Genomic DNA, 17,869 nt, shown 5'->3' with positions numbered 1-17,869 from the left:
CATGGTCGCCATCCTGGTGGTCATGCTGATGACCCCCGGCATGGAAATCTCGGTCTACCTGATCCCGGTTTGGCTTTGCCTGCTCGGCATCGGATTTTACTTTAAACAGAAAAACCAGCGCGCGGCCGGCGAACTGAGCCGTTAACCCCGCCACGTCCCCGTTCCCGGCGTTTCGCGGCGGGGACGGGTTTTACTGACCCGCCGCGAAATGCCGTCCCGCTCACAATTTCCCCCTGATAACCCGTTTGTCCATTTCATCAACCCATTCCTGACGATCCTTTGCCGTCGAATAGGCCAATACTGGCTGTGTTGCTTCATGTCATGTTTACAACGGAGAGTAGATCCATGAAAACACAGGCGTTGACCCTAAAGGAAAAAGTCGGTTTCGGCATGGGAGATGCCGGTTGCAATATGGTCTGGGGCTCCATAACCATGTTCCTGGCCTATTTTTACACCGATGTTTTCGGCCTGGCCCCGGCCCTGGTGGGGGTATTATTGCTTTCGGTGCGCTTCATCGACGCGATTACCGACCCGTTCATGGGCGCCATCGCCGACCGCACCCGTTCCCGATGGGGCAGGTTTCGTCCTTATCTGCTGTGGCTGGCGGTGCCGTTCGCGGTATTCAGTATTTTGATGTACACCACGCCCGACTGGAGCTACGGCGCCAAAGTGGCGTATGCCTTTGTGACCTATTTCCTGATGTCGCTGATTTATACCGCCATCAATATTCCTTATTGCGCGCTGGGCGGAGTCATTTCCAGCGATCCCCAGGAGCGGGTATCCTGCCAGTCCTGGCGTTTTATCCTGGTCGGCGTGGCGACGCTGATTATTTCATTGACCTTGTTGCCCATGGTGGACTGGTTTGGCGGCGGCAACCGGGCAAAAGGATTTCAATGGGCGATGACGGTGTTATCGGTTATCGGCTGCCTGATGTTTTTATTCTGCTTCGCCACGGTGCGCGAGCGCGTCAAGCCGGCGGTGCCGACCAACGACGCGCTAAAGGCCGATCTGCGCGATATCTGGAAAAACGACCAATGGGTACGCATCCTGATGCTGACCTTTTTTAACGTCTGCCCTGGGTTTATCCGCATGGCGGCCACCATGTATTACATTACCTATGCCATGGATAAAGCCTCCGGCTTCGCCAGCCTGTTTATCAGCCTGGGGGTGGTGGGCATGATGATCGGCAGTTGGCTGGCCAAGCCGCTGACCGATCGTTTTTGTAAATTGAAAGTATTTTTCTGGACCAATATTATCCTGGCGGTGTTTTCCAGCGGCTTCTATTTCCTTAATCCGCATCTGACGTCGCTTATCCTGGTGATGTACTTTGTGCTGAATATCCTGCACCAGATCCCTTCGCCGCTGCACTGGTCGCTGATGGCGGACGTGGATGACTATGGTGAATGGAAAACCGGCAAACGCATTACCGGCATCAGCTTTTCCGGCAATTTGTTTTTTCTTAAAGTCGGGCTGGCGGTGGCCGGCGCCTTTGTGGGTTTTGTGCTGTCCGCCTATGGCTATCAAGCCGACGCCATCCGGCAGAGTCCCAGCGCCGTGCAGGGTATCGTGCTGCTGTTTACCGTAATCCCGGGGGTGGGTTATCTGATCACCGCCGGCGTGGTCAGGCTGCTGAAGGTGGATAGCAAGCTCATGCGGCAAATCCAGGACGATCTGGAAAAACGCCGCGAGAATTACCGGGAATTGGGTGAGTGGCGCGAGGAAACCCTGCTGGAAACCAGGCATCCTTAAACCGGGCACATGACAGGAGAGATGATTATGACGCACGGAATTTGGCGGAATCCGCTAATAGAGCAGCGCGCCGACCCTTTTATATACCGCCACCACGACGGCTATTACTATTTTATCGCCTCGGTGCCGGAATACGATCGCCTTGAGATCCGCCGCGCAACCACCCTTGCCGACCTGGCGCAGGCGCGGCCGGCGGTGGTTTGGCGCAAGCATGCAGAGGGCGAAATGAGCGCGCTTATCTGGGCGCCGGAGCTGCATTTTATTGAGGGGCAATGGGTTATCTATTTTGCCGCCGCGCACTCGGCCGCAATTGTCGACGGATTATTTCAACATCGTATGTTTGCGTTGGCGTGCGCCGAGGCTAATCCGTTAACCGGGCAATGGCATGAGAAAGGCCGCATCGTCACCCCGCTGGACACGTTTTCCCTGGATGCGACGCAATTTGTCCACCAGGACAAACGCTACTATCTTTGGGCGCAGAAAGACCCGGACATCCGCGGCAACTCCAACCTCTACCTGGCAGAAATGGCTGCTCCGTGGACGCTTAAAACCGCGCCGATAATAATAAGTCGTCCGGAACTGCCCTGGGAAACCATCGGTTTTTGGGTCAACGAGGGCCCGGCGTTTATCCGCCACGGCGGGCGGCTGTTTATCACCTACTCGGCCAGCGCCACCGATGAAAATTATTGTATTGGTTTACTCTGGGCCGACGCCAACGCCGATATTACCGATCCGGCGCAATGGCATAAGCTGCCGCAGCCGGTGTTCCGCACCCATTGGGGACACCGGCAGTTTGGGCCGGGCCATAACAGCTTTACCGTTGGGGAACGCGGCGAGGACGTGCTGGTCTATCATGCCCGTGCCTATACGGAGATTACCGGCGACCCCTTGTGGGACCCCAACCGTCATACCCGGGTCAAGGCCTTTGACTGGGATGAGGACGGCATGCCGCGCTTCGGCGAGCCACCCGCGGACACCGTGGTTTAATGCCGTTCGCCATGGTTGCATCACGCCGTCGGCGGCCGACCGGTGGCTTGCGTGACACCATCCGATCACGGCTTACACCAGGGCGCCGTAGATAGTGAGCAGCGCCACCACCACCACAATCACCTGGGTGATTTTTTTCGCCAGCGACACCGCCGCGCGCGGCGTCAGCACGTCGTCCAAATGCGGCTCCCGCGCCAGCGAGAACTGCGCCAGGCGGGTTAATACCTGATATTGCCCGGTATGCACATCCAGCAGGGAAGCAAACCACGCCGGCAACGCTTTTTCACCATGGCCCAGCAGCGCGTAGGCCGCGCCCGCCAGACGCACCGGGATCCAGTCCAGCCAGTGCAGCAGCATATCGATGCCGGATCGCGCGCGCTTGAGCGGCGTGGAGCGGCGCGCCATCCAGGTCTGGTACGCGCGCAGGAAAGCATAGCCGGCCAGGGCCACCGGACCGTAAGGCCCGCCGACCACCAGCCAGAACAGCGGCGCCAGGTAGAAACGGTAGTTAATCCATAGCAGCGCGTTTTGCAGCTCGCGCAGGCGCTCCTCTTTATTGCAATCCACCGGCAGGCCATGGATAAGCGCCAGCTCTTCGCTCATGGCGTCACAGGCGTGGCTATCGTGCGCGGCCGCGGCGCGCAGATAGGCCCGGTAGTGTTTACGCACCCCGCCCGCGCCTATGCATAACAGCGAGACGAAAATCCACATCAAAAGCAGGGGCAGGCCAAAAAACCAGTTTGCCAGCAGTCGCAGGCACAGCGCCACGATAATCATCCAGCCCAGGGCCATTAAAACGGTGAGGGCCAGGGAAGCGTGGCGGACGCGGATAAAGACCCGCTGCAGCAGATGATCCAACTGCCAGTGCTCACCCAGCTTTATTAGCCGTTCCCAGGCTAAAACCAGTAAAAGTGTAAACAACGTCATGAAGCCTGGATCTCCATCTTGCTAGTCCCGCGGCGGATTGCAACCCGCCGCGGGTAAAGTGTCGGCGGCCGCGCCGCGTGCCGCGACCCGTTGCCGGTAATGGCGCCACATAAACGACGGACCGGGATCGGTTTTACGATCGGGCGCAATATCACTATGGCCGGTAATGCGCGCGGGGGTAATCGGATAATGTCGCATCAGCAACGCGGTCAACTCCGCCAGCCGCTCATATTGCACTTCGATATAAGGCAGGGTATCGGTGCCTTCCAGCTCGATGCCAATGGAAAAATCGTTGCAGCGCTCCCGCCCCGCGAACCTTGACACGCCCGCATGCCAGGCGCGTTTATCAAACGGCACATACTGCACGATTTCGCCGTCGCGGCGTATCAGGCAGTGCGCGGACACCCGCAGTTGATAAATCTGGTGGAAAAAGGGATGGTCGCCGGGATCGAGCGTGCCGGTAAACAGCCGGTCGATATACTCGCCGCCAAAGCAGCCCGGCGGCAGGCTGATATTATGCACCACCAATAATGAAGGCGCTTCATGTTCAGGCCGCTCATCGCAGTGCGGCGACGGCACTTGCCTGGCCCCTGATACCCAGCCATTTTCCAATTGCATTATTCACCTCGCGCCGACCGGCGGTGGTACTTATCCCAGCAACAGAGTAGCATGTTTCTCCGATTCCCTTTATCCGCTATTTCGGAGTTTTTTATGCCGACACGCCGTTATAACGCCGAACGCCGCCGGGCCGAATTGCTTGAGCGTATTCAGTATGATATCCCGTTATCCGTCACCCAGGCCCTGCGCGAAGACCTGGGCGGCACCACCGATCCCAGCGCCGATATTACCGCCCGGCTGCTGCCGCGCGAGAGCGACGCCATAGCGGTGATCATCACCCGTGAAAACGGGGTTTTTTGCGGCCGGCGCTGGCTGGAGGAAGTCTTCACCCAGCTTGGCGGCGGCGTTGCCGTCGACTGGCAGGTGAAGGACGGCGATGCTATCCGCGTCAACCAGCCGCTGTGCCGTTTAAGCGGTCCGGCGCACCTGCTGCTCACCGGTGAGCGCACCGCGCTCAACTTTGTGCAGACGCTGTCCGGGGTGGCAAGCGAAGTAAAACGCTATGTCGATGTCCTGGACGGCACCGCAACCCAGTTGCTCGATACCCGCAAGACGCTGCCCGGCCTGCGCACCGCGCTGAAATACGCCGTGCTGTGCGGCGGTGGCGGTAATCACCGCCTGGGACTGGCGGATGCTTTCCTTATCAAGGAAAATCACATCATCGCCGCCGGCTCCATCGCCAATGCGGTGGCCAACGCCCTGGCCCTGCGCGACGACGTTCCGGTGGAGGTGGAGGTCGAAACCCTGGACGAGCTGCGCCAGGCGCTGGACGCCGGCGCCGATATCATCATGCTGGATAATTTCACCCCGGCCGATATGCAGCGCGCGGTGGCGGCCACGCAAAAGCGCGCCCTGCTGGAAGTCTCGGGCAATGTCACGCTCGACACGCTGCGGGAATTCGCCCAAACCGGGGTGGATTATATTTCCGTGGGCGCGTTGACCAAACATATCCGCGCGCTTGATCTGTCGATGCGATTCCAGTAGCCGGGCAGCCCATCCACAGGCCTTCGGTCATATCCGAAGGCCTTTCTCCTCTCCTCTCCTTAAACTTGATTTTGCGGTTTCCCGCGCATAAATCCTAAACCCCAGGTAACCCATCGTGTTTTTTTGCTAATCGCTATGCCGTTTGGCGGTCCGCCGCTGGCCGCCGTTCGTCGTTAACGTTATGGTCGGGGCTGGATCAACCGCGAGGGAAACGCATGTTAAATCAGCAGGGATTTACCTTGGTGGAATTAATGGTCGCGATCGCCATTATCGCCATGCTCAGCGCCATCGGCCTGCCCGGCTATCAGCGCTACCTGGACAAGGCCGCCATGGCGGATATGCTGCAGCTGCTCGCCCCCTATAAATCGGCGGTGGAGCTGTGCGCGCTGCAGCGGGGCGGGGTCAAGGGATGCCATGCGGGCGGCGACGGCATCCCCGAGGGCATGGCCTCGCGTTATGTACAACAGGTCAAGGTGCAGGACGGCGTTATCAGCCTGACGGGACGGCGGGCGCTTAAGGGCTTGACCCTGGCGCTAACGCCGGAACGGACCGGCGCCGGGCTACGCTGGAGCAGCGACTGCCGGGCCATGGAGGACGCCGGGCATTTGGTCGAACCCTGCCGGGCGCTGTTTTCCATGGATGGCGCGGAGGACTGAATAATGACGGCAATGCTTGATGAAACGGCGTTGGATGAGTACATAAACGCGCTGCTTGACCAGGCGCTGACGCTCAGGGCATCGGATATTCATATCGAACCCGTTGGGGCGGCGGAATACCGCATCCGGCTGCGCGTGGACGGCGTGCTGCGGGAAAGCGCCCGTTGCGCCCCGCCGCTTGCCGCGCGCCTGCTGGTATGCCTGAAGATGATGGCTCGGCTGGATATCGCCGAGCGGCGCCTGCCCCAGGACGGCCAATTCCTCATCGGCCCGCAGGACGGTCACTGCTCGTGCCGGCTTTCCACCCTGCCGACGCTGCGCGGCGAAAAGCTGGTATTGCGCCTGCTGCGCAGCGCGCCGGACGATCTCACCCTGGAGCGCCTGGGCATGTCCGCATCGCCGCGCCGGCGGTTCCTGCGCCTGCTGCATCAGCCCCAGGGGCTGATTTTGCTTACCGGCCCGACCGGCAGCGGCAAAACCATGACGCTTTACAGCGCGCTCAATGCCCTGGCGCGCGACAGGCTGAATATCTGCAGCGTGGAAGATCCGGTGGAAATGTCGCTGCCGGGCGTGGTCCAGTGCCAGGTCAACGCCAAGGCGCTGCTGGATTTTCCGGCGCTGCTGCGCGCCCTGCTGCGCCAGGATCCCGACGTGCTGATGGTGGGCGAAATCCGCGACCGCGAGACCGCCGCCATGGCGGTGAACGCCGCCCAGACCGGCCATTTGGTGCTGGCCACGCTGCACGCGCGCGCGGCCGGGGACGCGGTGGGGCGTATGGGCCAGTTCGGACTGGACACCGGACTGGTACGCTCCGCCCTGCTGCTGGTGATGGCGCAGCGGCTGATCAGACTGCTCTGCCCGCGGTGTCGGCGTGGGATCCGCCCTGGGGAACAGGCGCCAATACGCCTGCCGCCGGGCTGGACACCACGCGCTCATTGGCGCGCCGTGGGCTGCGCGCATTGCCATCAGGGCTATGTCGGCCGGCGCGGCATTTTTCATTTGCTGCCTTCGCGGCCATGCCCCCATGACGGATCGCGTCCCGCAGGGCTTTGGCGGGCGGGCTTGATACTGGCGCGGCGCGGGGAAACGTCGCTTGATGAGCTGGCGCGGGTGCTGGGTGAACCGGCATGACCGGGTTCTGGCTTTATTCCTGGCGCGGCGTCTCCGCCGCCGGGCAGGCTTGCGCCGGGCAGATCATCGGACGGGATAAAACCTCGGTGCGCCTGCAGCTGATCCGCCGGGATCTGCAGCCGTATCGCGTGCGCACCTCCGGCTACCTGGGTAGCGGGTATTGGCAACGACGGCAGCTTGCCGCCCTGACCTCGCAATTGGCGACGCTGCTCGCCGCGGGACTGCCGCTGCGCGAAAGCCTGGAACTGCTGGCGGAAGACCATCCGCGCGCCGGCTGGCGATGCCTGCTGCGATTGCTGGGTGAAAAGATCGAACAGGGCCTGACCCTGTCGCAGGCCCTGACCGATTTCCCCCAGGTGTTTCCCCCGGTCTATTGCGCCATGATGGCGCTCGGCGAGCTGACCGGCCGGCTGGATCGCTGCTGCCAGGCGCTTGCCGAGCATGAGGAACGGCTAGGCAAGCTGAAAAAGAAGGTCACCGGCGCGCTGCGCTATCCGGCGTTTATCCTGCTGATGGCCACCGGGGTCATGGGGATGCTGCTGGCATGGGTACTGCCGGAATTTGCCCGGCTGTATGCCGCCGTCAACCTGCCCCTGCCCTGGCCGACCCGCTGCCTGCTGGCCGCGGCGGCAGGCCTGGAAGAACATCTGCCTGCATTGCTTGCCGCTTTGGCGCTGCTGTGCGCGGGCCATCGGCGATTATGCCGCTACCATGACCGCTGGCGGCGGCGCATCCAGGCGGGGCTGTTATTTTTGCCCGTGGTGGGAACCTTGATGCGCCATCACGCCATCTGCCAGCTGTTCCAGACCCTGGCCATGACCCATCCGGCCGGCGTTCCGCTGGATAATGGGCTGGAGATAGCCGCCCGTACCCTCGTCCATCCCTTGTACCACGAGGCGGCGGTGCAATTACAGCGCCATATCCAGCAGGGATACGCGCTGCATCAGGCGTTTTATCGCCACCGTCTGTTCCCGCCACATTGCCACCAGCTTATCAAGACCGGCGAGTATTCCGGCACGCTGGACGAGGTATTCCATCGGCTGGCCCGCATGCATGAGGAGCAGACGCTACGGCGCGCCGACGCGTTGGCGCAGTTGGCCGAGCCCCTGCTGCTGTTGATTATGGGCGGGCTGGTTTGTGCGCTGGTGATGGCGCTCTACCTGCCGCTGCTGCAATTGGGCGATCTGTTTGGCCATGGCTGAGGCCGCGCCCTAGAGCTGGGTAAATACCTGGTTTTCCTGCTCGGCCACCCGGATAAAGGTGGTGCGTTTGGTCAGCTCTTTCAAGCGTGACGCGCCCACATAGGTACAGGCCGAACGCAGTCCGCCCAGAATGTCGCGTATCGCATACTCGACAGGCCCGCGCAGCGGCAGCTTGACGGTTTTGCCTTCCGCCGCCCGGTACTGCGCCACGCCGCCCACGTGACGGTTCATGGCCGATTCGGAACTCATGCCATAAAACAGCATGAATTTCTCACCGTTTTCTTCCACCAGCGTGCCTTCGCATTCGTCATGCCCGGCCAGCATACCGCCAAGCATGACAAAATCAGCCCCGCCGCCGAAGGCTTTCGCCACATCGCCCGGCACCGAGCAGCCGCCGTCGCTGACAATCTGGCCGCTTAGACCATGGGCGGCGTCCGCACATTCAATCACCGCCGACAATTGCGGATAACCGACGCCGGTCTTGACCCGGGTCGTGCATACCGATCCCGGCCCGATACCCACTTTGACAATATCGGCGCCGGACAGGATAAGTTCCTCGACCATCTCTCCGGTCACCACGTTGCCGGCGCAGATGACGTTATCGGGGCAGGCTTCGCGCGCCTTTTGCACAAAATTAACGAAATGCTCGGAATAACCGTTGGCCACATCGATACAGATAAACGTCAATAACGGCGACAGGGCCAGGATCTGCTTCATTTTCACGAAGTCTGTTTCCGAGGTGCCGGTCGATACCATCACATGGCGCAGCACCGATTCAGGCGCCTGCGCCACAAAATCGCGCCATTGTTCCACGGTATAATGTTTATGCACCGCGGTCACGACATCAAAGGAGGCCAGCGCCTGGGCCATGCGAAAGGTGCCGACGGTGTCCATATTGGCGGCGATAATGGGCACCCCCGACCAGGAGCATCCCGGATGTTTAAAGGTAAAGTCACGTTGCAGCTCGACGTCGGAGCGGCTTTTGAGGGTCGAGCGCTTAGGGCGGATCAGTACATCTTTGAAACCTAGCTTGATATCTTCTTCAATACGCATAACGGCTTTTCCTGGTCAATGGCGACGGGTCGCTTATAAAGTTCGGGTACGAAGGGCCAATTCCAGTAACGGTATCATACGCCGGATTATTCTTACGGCAAGACTGCGAAAACCGCCCGATATACGCTACAATCGTAGCAATTTACCTGCGAACGGGCAGAAAGGAATACAGTAAGGAGTCTGTAGACTGTATGCGTTATATTGTTGCATTAACAGGGGGAATCGGCAGTGGCAAAAGTACCGTGGCCAACGCCTTCGCCGCGCTGGGTGCCACGATTGTCGACGCCGATATCATCGCCCGCCAGGTTGTGGAACCGGGCAGCGACGCTCTGCGGGCCATCCAGGCCCGTTTTGGCGCCGGGATCCTGCTGCCCGACGGACGGCTGCATCGCGCGCTGCTGCGACAGCGCGTGTTCAGTTCGCCCGCCGACAAAAACTGGCTTAACCGTTTGCTGCATCCGCTAATCCAGCAAGAAACCCGGCAACAAATGGCCCGTGCCAGCGGACATTATGTATTATGGGTGGTGCCGCTGTTAGTTGAAAATCAATTGCAATCCCAGGCGGATCGGATACTGGTGGTCGATGTGCCGACAGAGGTCCAGATTGCGCGCACCCTGAGCCGCGACGGCATCAGCCCCGGCCAGATCAAGAACATTCTTGCCGCGCAGGTTTCACGTGAACAACGTCTGGCCTGCGCCGACGATATTATCGACAATAGCGGGCGCCCTGAAGCAATAACGGCCGAGGTGGCAAAACTGCACCACCGTTACCTTCAGCTTGCGGCATCAGCAACCCGACAGGATTAATTATAATGAGTGACGTTTACTCGACTACGGTGCTGTTTGAGCATCCGTTAAATGAAAAAATGCGCACCTGGCTGCGTTTGGAATTTTTACTGCAACAACTGTATAACTATCCGACGTTGGCTGACATCTCGAGCGCGCTGCCGTTTTTCCACAGCGTCTCAGATTTACTGGATGTGCTTGAACGCGGCGATGTGCGCACCGAAATGCTCAAGGAGCTGGATCGCCAGCAGCAGAAAATGCTGCAATGGGAGGGCGTGCCCGGCGTCGACAGCGATCGCGTGCGGGCGCTGCGCAGCGAATTAAAACAGTGCGCCGCGGTGCTGATGGCCGCGCCGCGGCTGGGACAGGCGGTGCGCGAGGACCGATTAATCGGCTCGGTGCGCCAGCGCCTGTCTATCCCCGGCGGCTGCTGCAGCTTTGATTTACCCGGCCTGCATATCTGGCTTCATCTGCCGCAAACCGTGCGCGATCGGCAGGTGAATATCTGGCTGAAAACCTTTGAACCGCTGCATAGCGCGTTAACCATAACGCTGGATTTAGTCCGGCATTCAGAACCCTTTAAAAACCAGATAAGCCTGAACGGCTTTTTTCAGGACAACGCCGAGGACGCCGATTTATTGCGCATGCGCATTCCGCTGGTGTCGCAGCTCTATCCGCAGGTTTCCGGCCACAAAACCCGCTACGCCATCCGCTTTTTATCCCTGGATAGCGAAAACGGCGTGGTGCCGAACCGTTTGTCCTTTGAATTGGCCTGCTGTTGATCATGCGTTAATATAACGGGTTAAGGTACCGGTCGGCGTGACGGCCAGAGAGATAGGCAAGGCTTCAGGAGTTATCAGTGAGTGACGATATCATAGTAGTAAACTGCCCCACCTGCGGCGCGGACGTCGAATGGAACGCGCAGAGCAGGTTCCGCCCTTTTTGCAGTAAACGCTGCCAACTGATAGACCTTGGCGAATGGGCCGATGAGGAAAAAGTCATACCCAGCGACACGCTGCTCACAGACAGCGAAGACTGGAGCGAAGACCAGCGCTGATAGTGCTAATGCCCCGGGCGGGGCGTGATGCGGCTCAGGTCGCGGCGACAAGCTGGCGAATAATCGACGCGTTGGCGGGCGGAAATTGATCGGCTTGCAGTGTAGCCTGGGGGCACCAGCGCACCGGCTGTCCCTCTTTGCCGTAAGGCGTGCCTTGCCAGTCCTCGACCAGGAAAAAATAGAAGGCCATATCCCGATCGGCAAACCGGTGCTGGCTGGTGGCCAACAGTTCGGCCCGCTGCACCCTGATGCCCGTCTCTTCCAGCAGTTCCCGTATTAACGCCTGTTCGGGCGTCTCGCCCTGTTCCATTTTGCCGCCGGGAAATTCCCAAAAACCGCCCATATGCGAGTCCACCGGCCGCTGGGCGATAAAAATCTCCCGTTGCGCATTACGGATAATGCCTACGGCAATAGTGCGAATTGGTATTGTCACAGGTCCTCCGAAAAATTGATTCCGGGCGCGCGATTATGGCTCACATCCCTGTGAGCCACCCTGCGGGCCGATGCCGCCGGCGTAGTGCAAATACGCTTCCGGCGTATGTGTCCCTGGCGCGCTACGCGTTATTCCCCTTGCCCATCATAACCGTTTCAAGCTCGTGTGCGGAATTGAATTATTGCTGCAATTTACCGTGGCACTGCTTATATTTTTTGCCGGAACCACAGGGGCACGGGTCGTTACGGCCGACCTTGCGTCCCTCGTGCGCCGGCATATCGGCCATAACCGCGCCGACGTCGAGCATCGGCTCGGGCTGGTGGCTGAGCTGCTGCTGGCGCGCCAGGCGCTCCGCCTCTTCACGGCGCTGCTGTTCCAGCGCTTCCACTTCTTCCGGCATCCGCACCTGGACTTTGCTCAGGGTGCTGATCACTTCGTATTTCAGCGACTCCAGCATGGCGGCGAACATGGCGAAAGATTCACGCTTGTATTCCTGCTTTGGATCTTTCTGGGCGTAACCACGCAAATGGATACCCTGGCGCAGATAGTCCATGGCCGCCAGGTGTTCTTTCCATAAGGAATCGAGGGTTTGCAGCATCACGCCTTTTTCAAAGCTGCGCATCATCTCGATGCCGACCACGTCCTCTTTACGCTTATACTGTTCCAGCGTGTGCTCCAGGATACGTTCGCGCAGGGTTTCCTCATGCAGGCCCGGCTCTTTATCCAGCCATTCGGCAATCGGCATATCCAGGTCGAAATCGTCCTTGAGCCGTTTTTCCAGCCCCGGCACGTCCCACATTTCCTCCAGCGATTGCGGCGGAATATGGTTATCGAGCACGGTTTTCAGCACGTCCTCGCGGATGCTGGTAATGGTTTCGCTGATATCGGCCACATCCAGCAGCTCGTTACGCTGGCTGTAGATTGCCCGGCGCTGGTCATTGGCAACGTCATCGTATTCCAGCAGTTGTTTACGGATGTCGAAGTTGCGGCTTTCCACTTTGCGCTGCGCATTGGCGATTGCCTTGGTCACCCAGGGATGTTCAATGGCCTCGCCCGGTTTCATGCCCAGCTTGCGCATCATGCCGGTCACCCGGTCGGAAGCGAAGATCCGCATCAGGGCATCTTCCATCGACAGATAGAAACGCGATGAGCCGGCATCGCCCTGGCGACCGGAACGGCCGCGCAGCTGGTTATCGATACGGCGCGATTCATGACGTTCGGTGCCGATAATATGCAGCCCGCCGGAGGCCAGCACCGCGTCGTGGCGAATCTGCCAGGCGGCCTTGAGCGCGGTGATATCCTCCTCGCTCGGATCCTCCAGATGGGAGATCTCCGCCTGCCAGCTGCCGCCGAGCACAATATCCGTACCACGGCCGGCCATGTTGGTGGCGATGGTTACCGCGCCCGGAGAACCGGCCTGGGCCACGATATCCGCTTCCATGGCGTGGAATTTGGCGTTCAAAACCTTATGCTCAATACCGGACTTTTCCAGCTCGCGCGACACCACTTCGGATTTTTCAATGGAGATGGTCCCCACCAGCACCGGCTGCCCTTTGGCGGAGCAGGCCTTGATATCATCGATGATGGCGTCGATCTTCTCTTTTTCGGTCATGTAGACCAGATCCGGTAAATCCTTACGGATCATCGGGCGGTTGGTCGGCACCACGATGGTATCGAGCTTGTAGATTGAGCTGAATTCAAACGCCTCGGTATCGGCGGTGCCGGTCATGCCGGCCAGTTTTTCATACAACCGGAAGTAGTTCTGGAAGGTAATGGAGGCCAGCGTCTGGTTTTCATTCTGGATAGCCACGTGCTCCTTGGCCTCCACCGCCTGGTGCAGGCCGTCGGACCAGCGGCGTCCCGGCATGGTGCGGCCGGTATGTTCATCGACGATGATCACCTCGCCGTCCTTGACGATATAGTCCACATCGCGCGCGAACAGCACGTGGGCGCGCAGCGCGGCGGTGACGTGATGCATCAACATGATATTGGCCGGGGAATACAGCGACTCGCCTTCTTCCATAATGCCGGCCTGGACCATCAGTTCCTCGATCAGCACCAGGCCGCGTTCGGTAAGATTGACCTGACGGGACTTTTCATCCACCGAGAAGTGGCCCTCGCCCTGGAACGAGTCGGAGTCTTCCTTATCCTGGCGGATCAGGTGGGGAATAAGCGTATCCACCCGGGTGTACATTTCGGAGCTGTCTTCCGCCGGGCCTGAGATAATCAGCGGCGTACGGGCCTCATCGATAAGGATGGAGTCGACTTCATCCACCAGCGCGTAGTGCAGTTTGCGCTGTACGCGTTCTTCCGGACTGAACGCCATGTTGTCGCGCAGGTAATCGAAACCGTATTCGTTGTTGGTGCCGTAGGTAATATCGGCGGCATAGGCGGCGCGTTTGGCCGGCGCCGGCATATTCGGCAGGTTGATGCCGACGGTCAGGCCGAGAAATTCAAACAGCGGACGGTTGTTTTCGGCGTCGCGCTGGGCCAGATAGTCATTGACGGTCACCACATGGACGCCTTTGCCGCTGAGGGCGTTCAGGTACGCCGGCAACGTGGCGGTCAGCGTTTTACCTTCACCGGTGCGCATTTCCGCGATGCAGCGATCGTTAAGCACCATGCCGCCCTGGAGCTGTACGTCGAAGTGACGCATGTTGAACACCCGCTTGCTGGCCTCGCGCACCACGGCGAAGGATTCCGGCAATAAGCCGTCCACGCTTTCGCCCTTCGCCAAACGGGCGCGGAACTCGACGGTCTTGGCCGCCAGCTCCGCGTCGGACAGCTTTTCCAGATCCGGCTCCATCCGGTTGATCAGTTCCACGGTTTTGCTCATGCGGCGCAGGGTACGATCGTTGCGACTACCAAAAACTTTTGTAAGCAGTTTAGATAACATAATTATTTAAATCTCGTCACGGCCGGCGCTGATCATCAGGCAGCGGCCAATAGATGCGTAAGGTGTGAAAAAAGTCCGTGATTGACGGTTAGCAGTTGCGGGCGGGTCCGGCGCGAATTCCCTGTACCTGCGTCAGGCGAATTCCTGTACGATGATCGATAACGGGTTGGTGGTCCGCCCGGTCGATATGGCGGATGACCGCCGGTTGCCTGGGCTCGTGGGTCAGTAACGCGCTGAGGGAGCTTAGCAGTATCTGGTGCTGCTCGTTCAACGGCGCGGCAAGGTCCGCCGCCAATGCTGGCGAAACGGCGCGCTGCGGCACCCAGGCAATGGATAAATGACGGATAACCGTGCGTATGGCATGCTGATGCCAGTAATCCACCGTGAACGAAGGCCGGCGCTGCGCCTCTTTCAGCAGGGCCAGGTGGGTAAAGCCGGCGTTATAGGCGTTTTGCCGGCTCAGGCTTGGCAGGGTATTGGCCAGGTGCGCCTGCTCCTGCCCGGCGTTGAGGGCATAAGGCACGCCAAATCCGGCCGCGACCATCCCCAGCAGGAGATGTGGCCAGAAATAACGTCTGCCAAATTGTCGCCAACGATTTAAAATACCCATTACTTAATGTATTCCGCCGGAGTTGTTATGCGCGACAGTCGTCCACAATCCATTGATATCCTGTTTACTGTTATGCAGACGCCGGAACGCCACACCCTGCAGCAGATCCAGCAACGCGCCGTGGCGCTGTTAAAGCTGAACCAGGCAGTGGCCGCGCTGCTTCCCGCGCCGATGAAACCCTGGTGCCGCGTAGCCAATTTCAGGCAAGGGGTATTGGTGCTTGAAACCGCCAATGCCAGCTGGATGATGAGGTTACGCTATGAACAATCACGGTTATTATCCGCTTTACGAGCGCAGATTCTACCATCATTGTCCTCCATCGACATCAGGATTAACCCGACACTGGCAACAAAAGGGCATTTGATAACGCAAAACAGCAGCGAGCGGCAGAAAAAAGAGCGGGGAGAAGAGGTGAAAAGGCGCAGGCTGAGCCCGCAGAGCGCCGAGGCGATTCGCCATTTGGCGGCGCGCAGCCCCGAGAAGCTGCAAAAGCTGCTCGAACGGCTGGCGGAGCTGGCCGGAGAAGGTGCCAACCCCACCCGTCGTGGGAAGTAGCGATCCGCTACTGCGCTAGATAAGCTATGCCTCAGGCCATCACAAACGAGGGCGCGGCGAATGCCAGCGGCATTTCGGCTTCGTCTTCGAAGGTGACCATTTCCCAGGCTTCCTGGCGCGCCAGGACAGTCTGCAGCAGTTTGTTGTTCAACGCGTGGCCCGGTTTGTACGCCGTGAAGGAACCGATGATATTGTGGCCGCACATGTACAGGTCGCCGATACCGTCCAGCATCTTGTGGCGCACGAACTCATCTTCAAAACGCAGTCCGTCTTCGTTCAGCACTTTATAATCATCCACCACGATGGCGCAGTCGAAACTACCGCCCAGGCACAGGCCACGGGACTGGAGGTATTCGATGTCGCGCATAAACCCGAAGGTGCGCGCGCGGCTGATTTGCCGGACGAAAGACTCGGCGGAGAAATTCAGGCAATAACGTTGCGAGCTTGCATCGATCGCAGGATGTTTGAAATCAATGGTAAAATCGAGCTTGAACCCGTTAAACGGCGTCAGTTCAGCCCATTTATCGCCATCTTCTACCCGAACCTTGTCCTTGATGCGCAGGAATTTCTTGGCGCAGTTAAGCTCCTCGATGCCTGCGTCCATCAGCAGATAGACAAAGGGACTGGCGCTCCCGTCCATTATGGGGATTTCCGGCGCATTGACTTCAACGATGATGTTGTCGATGCCCAAACCCGCCAATGCGGCATTAAGATGTTCGACTGTGGAAATTCGAACATCATGCTCATTGACCAGACACGTGCAAAGCATGGTATCTCGCACCGATTTGGCGTCCGCCGGGAAGTCCACCGGGGGATTTAAATCCGTACGGCGATAGATGACCCCGGTGTTAGCCGGAGCAGGGCGCAGGGTCAGTTTTACCTTTTTACCGGTATGTAAACCAACGCCTGTGGCCTGCACAATACGTTTAAGTGTCCGCTGTTTGATCATCAGTTTATCTCGCAATGTTATTCATACCACCGACACATTATAGGCTACAGTCGGTGGAGCAGTTTAGCACAAAGAGCGGAGATTCCCAATTTCGTCGGATTTAATCGGCCTGCTTGCGCAGAAACGCCGGTATATCCAGGTAATCGGGTTCCTTGCCGGCCTGCGAGTTTTGCTCGTTGACCGCCTTGGCCGCAATTTTCTGCTCCTGCTGAATGGGCGACATACCGTGATTATGCTGCTGATAACGGTTTTCAATAATCGGCTGCGGGTTTTGCTTGTTGGCCACCAGGGTAATCTCAGGACGCTTGTCCATGCCGATACCGGTCGCCACCACCGTCACACGCAGTTCGTCGTTCATGTCCGGATCAAGGGAGGTGCCGATGACCACGGTTGCGTTGTCGGAGGCAAAGGCGCGGATAGTGTTGCCCACGGTTTCGAACTCATCCAGACGCAGGTCGAAGCCGGCGGTGATGTTGACCAGCACGCCGCGCGCGCCCGACAGGTCGATATCTTCCAGCAGCGGGCTGGAGATCGCCATTTCGGCCGCTTCTTCCGCGCGGTCTTCACCGCTGGCAACGCCCGATCCCATCATGGCATAGCCCATTTCGGACATGACGGTGCGCACGTCGGCGAAGTCGACGTTCATCAGGCCGGGACGGGTGATAAGCTCGGCAATACCCTGCACCGCGCCTTTCAGTACGTCATTGGCCGCGCCAAAGGCGTCCAGCAGCGAAATGCCGCGTCCCAGCACCTTGAGCAATTTATCGTTGGGGATGGTAATAAGCGAGTCCACGTGCTTGGACAGCTCGGCAATCCCCTGCTCGGCAAACGCCATGCGCTTTTTGCCTTCAAAATTAAACGGCTTGGTCACCACCGCCACGGTCAAAATGCCCAGTTCCTTGGCCACTTCCGCCACCACGGGCGCCGCTCCGGTGCCGGTGCCGCCGCCCATGCCGGCCGCGATAAATACCATGTCGGCGCCTTCCAGCGCCGCGCGCAGCGCTTCGCGATCTTCCTCGGCGGAGTTGCGACCCACCTCGGGATTGGCGCCCGCTCCCAGGCCTTTGGTGATGCCGCCGCCAATCTGGATAGTCTGGCCGACCGCGGTTTTACGCAATGCCTGGGCATCGGTATTGACCGCGAAAAATTCAACGCCTTCGATGCGCTCGCGCACCATATGCTCAACGGCGTTGCCGCCGCCGCCGCCGACGCCGATGACTTTAATCACCGCATCGTTGGTTAATTCCATAGGTTCAAACATAGTTTCTCTCCGTTTT

At 59.2% G+C, this 17,869-nt stretch carries 19 protein-coding genes; 11 read left to right on the top strand and 8 right to left on the bottom strand.

Features of this window, described 5'->3' with window-relative positions; translation table 11 throughout:
- The 3 genes from VGC33_RS05005 to VGC33_RS04995 form a co-directional block, all read left to right on the top strand.
- On the top strand, positions 1 to 145 hold a 145-nt coding region (locus VGC33_RS05005; protein ID WP_331119653.1), incomplete at its 5' end, for a hypothetical protein.
- A gap of 200 nt (positions 146 to 345) precedes the next feature.
- Positions 346 to 1,749: a glycoside-pentoside-hexuronide (GPH):cation symporter gene (locus VGC33_RS05000; protein WP_331119650.1), complete on the top strand. Its 1,404-nt coding sequence runs from the start codon at positions 346 to 348 to the stop codon at positions 1,747 to 1,749.
- A 27-nt stretch (positions 1,750 to 1,776) separates the two neighbouring features.
- Positions 1,777 to 2,736 carry a glycoside hydrolase family 43 protein gene (locus VGC33_RS04995; RefSeq protein WP_331119649.1) on the top strand — a complete coding sequence of 320 codons (960 nt, stop codon included), beginning with the start codon at positions 1,777 to 1,779 and terminating at the stop codon, positions 2,734 to 2,736.
- Between the two features lie 72 nt (positions 2,737 to 2,808).
- On the opposite strand, the gene ampE is transcribed toward VGC33_RS04995, so the two are convergent.
- The gene (gene ampE / locus VGC33_RS04990; protein WP_331119648.1) at positions 2,809 to 3,663 is read right to left on the bottom strand and encodes a beta-lactamase regulator AmpE; all 855 of its coding nucleotides are present in this window, start codon (positions 3,661 to 3,663) and stop codon (positions 2,809 to 2,811) included.
- Between the two features lie 21 nt (positions 3,664 to 3,684).
- Complete coding sequence (gene ampD / locus VGC33_RS04985) at positions 3,685 to 4,281, bottom strand: 1,6-anhydro-N-acetylmuramyl-L-alanine amidase AmpD (protein WP_331119647.1); 597 nt, start codon at positions 4,279 to 4,281, stop codon at positions 3,685 to 3,687.
- Between the two features lie 93 nt (positions 4,282 to 4,374).
- Here ampD and nadC point away from each other — a divergent pair, with 93 nt between their 5' ends.
- The 4 genes from nadC to hofC all read left to right on the top strand — a co-directional run bounded on the left by nadC (position 4,375) and on the right by hofC (position 8,254).
- Positions 4,375 to 5,265, top strand: coding sequence for a carboxylating nicotinate-nucleotide diphosphorylase (nadC, locus tag VGC33_RS04980; RefSeq protein ID WP_331119646.1), 891 nt, complete (start codon positions 4,375 to 4,377; stop codon positions 5,263 to 5,265).
- Between the two features lie 215 nt (positions 5,266 to 5,480).
- The gene (ppdD, locus tag VGC33_RS04975; protein ID WP_331119645.1) at positions 5,481 to 5,921 is read left to right on the top strand and encodes a prepilin peptidase-dependent pilin; all 441 of its coding nucleotides are present in this window, start codon (positions 5,481 to 5,483) and stop codon (positions 5,919 to 5,921) included.
- A 3-nt stretch (positions 5,922 to 5,924) separates the two neighbouring features.
- On the top strand, positions 5,925 to 7,052 hold the full coding sequence (locus VGC33_RS04970) for a GspE/PulE family protein (RefSeq protein ID WP_331119644.1): 1,128 nt from the start codon (positions 5,925 to 5,927) through the stop codon (positions 7,050 to 7,052).
- On the top strand, positions 7,049 to 8,254 hold the full coding sequence (gene hofC, locus VGC33_RS04965; RefSeq protein WP_331119643.1) for a protein transport protein HofC: 1,206 nt from the start codon (positions 7,049 to 7,051) through the stop codon (positions 8,252 to 8,254). Before VGC33_RS04970 ends, hofC begins: the two co-directional genes overlap by 4 nt.
- A 9-nt stretch (positions 8,255 to 8,263) precedes the next feature.
- Here hofC and VGC33_RS04960 read toward each other — a convergent pair whose 3' ends face one another.
- A complete protein-coding gene (locus tag VGC33_RS04960; protein WP_331119642.1) occupies positions 8,264 to 9,307 on the bottom strand; it encodes a GMP reductase in 1,044 nt (347 codons plus the stop codon).
- 191 nt (positions 9,308 to 9,498) lie between these two features.
- On the opposite strand from VGC33_RS04960, the gene coaE reads away from it, so the two are divergent.
- The 3 genes from coaE to yacG all read left to right on the top strand — a co-directional run bounded on the left by coaE (position 9,499) and on the right by yacG (position 11,149).
- Complete coding sequence (coaE, locus tag VGC33_RS04955) at positions 9,499 to 10,113, top strand: dephospho-CoA kinase (RefSeq protein WP_331119641.1); 615 nt, start codon at positions 9,499 to 9,501, stop codon at positions 10,111 to 10,113.
- A gap of 5 nt (positions 10,114 to 10,118) precedes the next feature.
- The gene (gene zapD / locus VGC33_RS04950; protein ID WP_331119640.1) at positions 10,119 to 10,874 is read left to right on the top strand and encodes a cell division protein ZapD; all 756 of its coding nucleotides are present in this window, start codon (positions 10,119 to 10,121) and stop codon (positions 10,872 to 10,874) included.
- A 77-nt stretch (positions 10,875 to 10,951) separates the two neighbouring features.
- On the top strand, positions 10,952 to 11,149 hold the full coding sequence (gene yacG / locus VGC33_RS04945; protein ID WP_331119639.1) for a DNA gyrase inhibitor YacG: 198 nt from the start codon (positions 10,952 to 10,954) through the stop codon (positions 11,147 to 11,149).
- Positions 11,150 to 11,183: 34 nt separating this feature from the next.
- Here the strand turns inward: yacG and mutT are convergent, their stop codons facing one another.
- The 3 genes from mutT to secM form a co-directional block, all read right to left on the bottom strand.
- Positions 11,184 to 11,582, bottom strand: a complete 399-nt coding sequence (gene mutT, locus VGC33_RS04940) for an 8-oxo-dGTP diphosphatase MutT (protein WP_414636887.1) — start codon at positions 11,580 to 11,582, stop codon at positions 11,184 to 11,186.
- Between the two features lie 178 nt (positions 11,583 to 11,760).
- Positions 11,761 to 14,478 carry a preprotein translocase subunit SecA gene (secA, locus tag VGC33_RS04935; RefSeq protein WP_331119638.1) on the bottom strand — a complete coding sequence of 906 codons (2,718 nt, stop codon included), beginning with the start codon at positions 14,476 to 14,478 and terminating at the stop codon, positions 11,761 to 11,763.
- Between the two features lie 88 nt (positions 14,479 to 14,566).
- On the bottom strand, positions 14,567 to 15,088 hold the full coding sequence (gene secM, locus VGC33_RS04930; RefSeq protein ID WP_331119637.1) for a secA translation cis-regulator SecM: 522 nt from the start codon (positions 15,086 to 15,088) through the stop codon (positions 14,567 to 14,569).
- Between the two features lie 27 nt (positions 15,089 to 15,115).
- Here secM and VGC33_RS04925 point away from each other — a divergent pair, with 27 nt between their 5' ends.
- On the top strand, positions 15,116 to 15,643 hold the full coding sequence (locus tag VGC33_RS04925; RefSeq protein WP_331119636.1) for a DUF721 domain-containing protein: 528 nt from the start codon (positions 15,116 to 15,118) through the stop codon (positions 15,641 to 15,643).
- A gap of 31 nt (positions 15,644 to 15,674) precedes the next feature.
- Here the strand turns inward: VGC33_RS04925 and lpxC are convergent, their stop codons facing one another.
- Both lpxC and ftsZ read right to left on the bottom strand, forming a co-directional pair.
- Positions 15,675 to 16,592 (bottom strand): UDP-3-O-acyl-N-acetylglucosamine deacetylase, encoded by a 918-nt coding sequence (lpxC, locus tag VGC33_RS04920; RefSeq protein WP_331119635.1) that lies wholly within the window; start codon positions 16,590 to 16,592, stop codon positions 15,675 to 15,677.
- A gap of 100 nt (positions 16,593 to 16,692) precedes the next feature.
- On the bottom strand, positions 16,693 to 17,853 hold the full coding sequence (gene ftsZ, locus VGC33_RS04915) for a cell division protein FtsZ (RefSeq protein WP_331119634.1): 1,161 nt from the start codon (positions 17,851 to 17,853) through the stop codon (positions 16,693 to 16,695).
- Positions 17,854 to 17,869 lie beyond the last annotated feature (16 nt).

Source organism: Acerihabitans sp. (assembly GCF_036398755.1).
Classification (GTDB): Bacteria; Pseudomonadota; Gammaproteobacteria; order Enterobacterales; family Enterobacteriaceae; genus Acerihabitans.
The sequence above is the reverse complement of the archived record's forward strand: the minus strand, read 5'-3'. Positions and strand labels throughout refer to the sequence as shown.

Excerpts from the sequence above, each read along its gene's own strand:
- ampD (WP_331119647.1), bottom strand. The coding sequence starts at position 4,281 with ATGCAATTGGAAAATGGCTGGGTATCAGGGGCCAGGCAAGTGCCGTCG.
- VGC33_RS04970 (WP_331119644.1), top strand. The coding sequence starts at position 5,925 with ATGACGGCAATGCTTGATGAAACGGCGTTGGATGAGTACATAAACGCG.
- secM (WP_331119637.1), bottom strand. The coding sequence starts at position 15,088 with ATGGGTATTTTAAATCGTTGGCGACAATTTGGCAGACGTTATTTCTGG.
- nadC (WP_331119646.1), top strand. The coding sequence starts at position 4,375 with ATGCCGACACGCCGTTATAACGCCGAACGCCGCCGGGCCGAATTGCTT.
- secA (WP_331119638.1), bottom strand. The coding sequence starts at position 14,478 with ATGTTATCTAAACTGCTTACAAAAGTTTTTGGTAGTCGCAACGATCGT.
- lpxC (WP_331119635.1), bottom strand. The coding sequence starts at position 16,592 with ATGATCAAACAGCGGACACTTAAACGTATTGTGCAGGCCACAGGCGTT.
- VGC33_RS04960 (WP_331119642.1), bottom strand. The coding sequence starts at position 9,307 with ATGCGTATTGAAGAAGATATCAAGCTAGGTTTCAAAGATGTACTGATC.
- ftsZ (WP_331119634.1), bottom strand. The coding sequence starts at position 17,853 with ATGTTTGAACCTATGGAATTAACCAACGATGCGGTGATTAAAGTCATC.
- VGC33_RS04995 (WP_331119649.1), top strand. The coding sequence starts at position 1,777 with ATGACGCACGGAATTTGGCGGAATCCGCTAATAGAGCAGCGCGCCGAC.
- ampE (WP_331119648.1), bottom strand. The coding sequence starts at position 3,663 with ATGACGTTGTTTACACTTTTACTGGTTTTAGCCTGGGAACGGCTAATA.
- VGC33_RS04925 (WP_331119636.1), top strand. The coding sequence starts at position 15,116 with ATGCGCGACAGTCGTCCACAATCCATTGATATCCTGTTTACTGTTATG.
- coaE (WP_331119641.1), top strand. The coding sequence starts at position 9,499 with ATGCGTTATATTGTTGCATTAACAGGGGGAATCGGCAGTGGCAAAAGT.
- zapD (WP_331119640.1), top strand. The coding sequence starts at position 10,119 with ATGAGTGACGTTTACTCGACTACGGTGCTGTTTGAGCATCCGTTAAAT.
- VGC33_RS05000 (WP_331119650.1), top strand. The coding sequence starts at position 346 with ATGAAAACACAGGCGTTGACCCTAAAGGAAAAAGTCGGTTTCGGCATG.
- ppdD (WP_331119645.1), top strand. The coding sequence starts at position 5,481 with ATGTTAAATCAGCAGGGATTTACCTTGGTGGAATTAATGGTCGCGATC.
- hofC (WP_331119643.1), top strand. The coding sequence starts at position 7,049 with ATGACCGGGTTCTGGCTTTATTCCTGGCGCGGCGTCTCCGCCGCCGGG.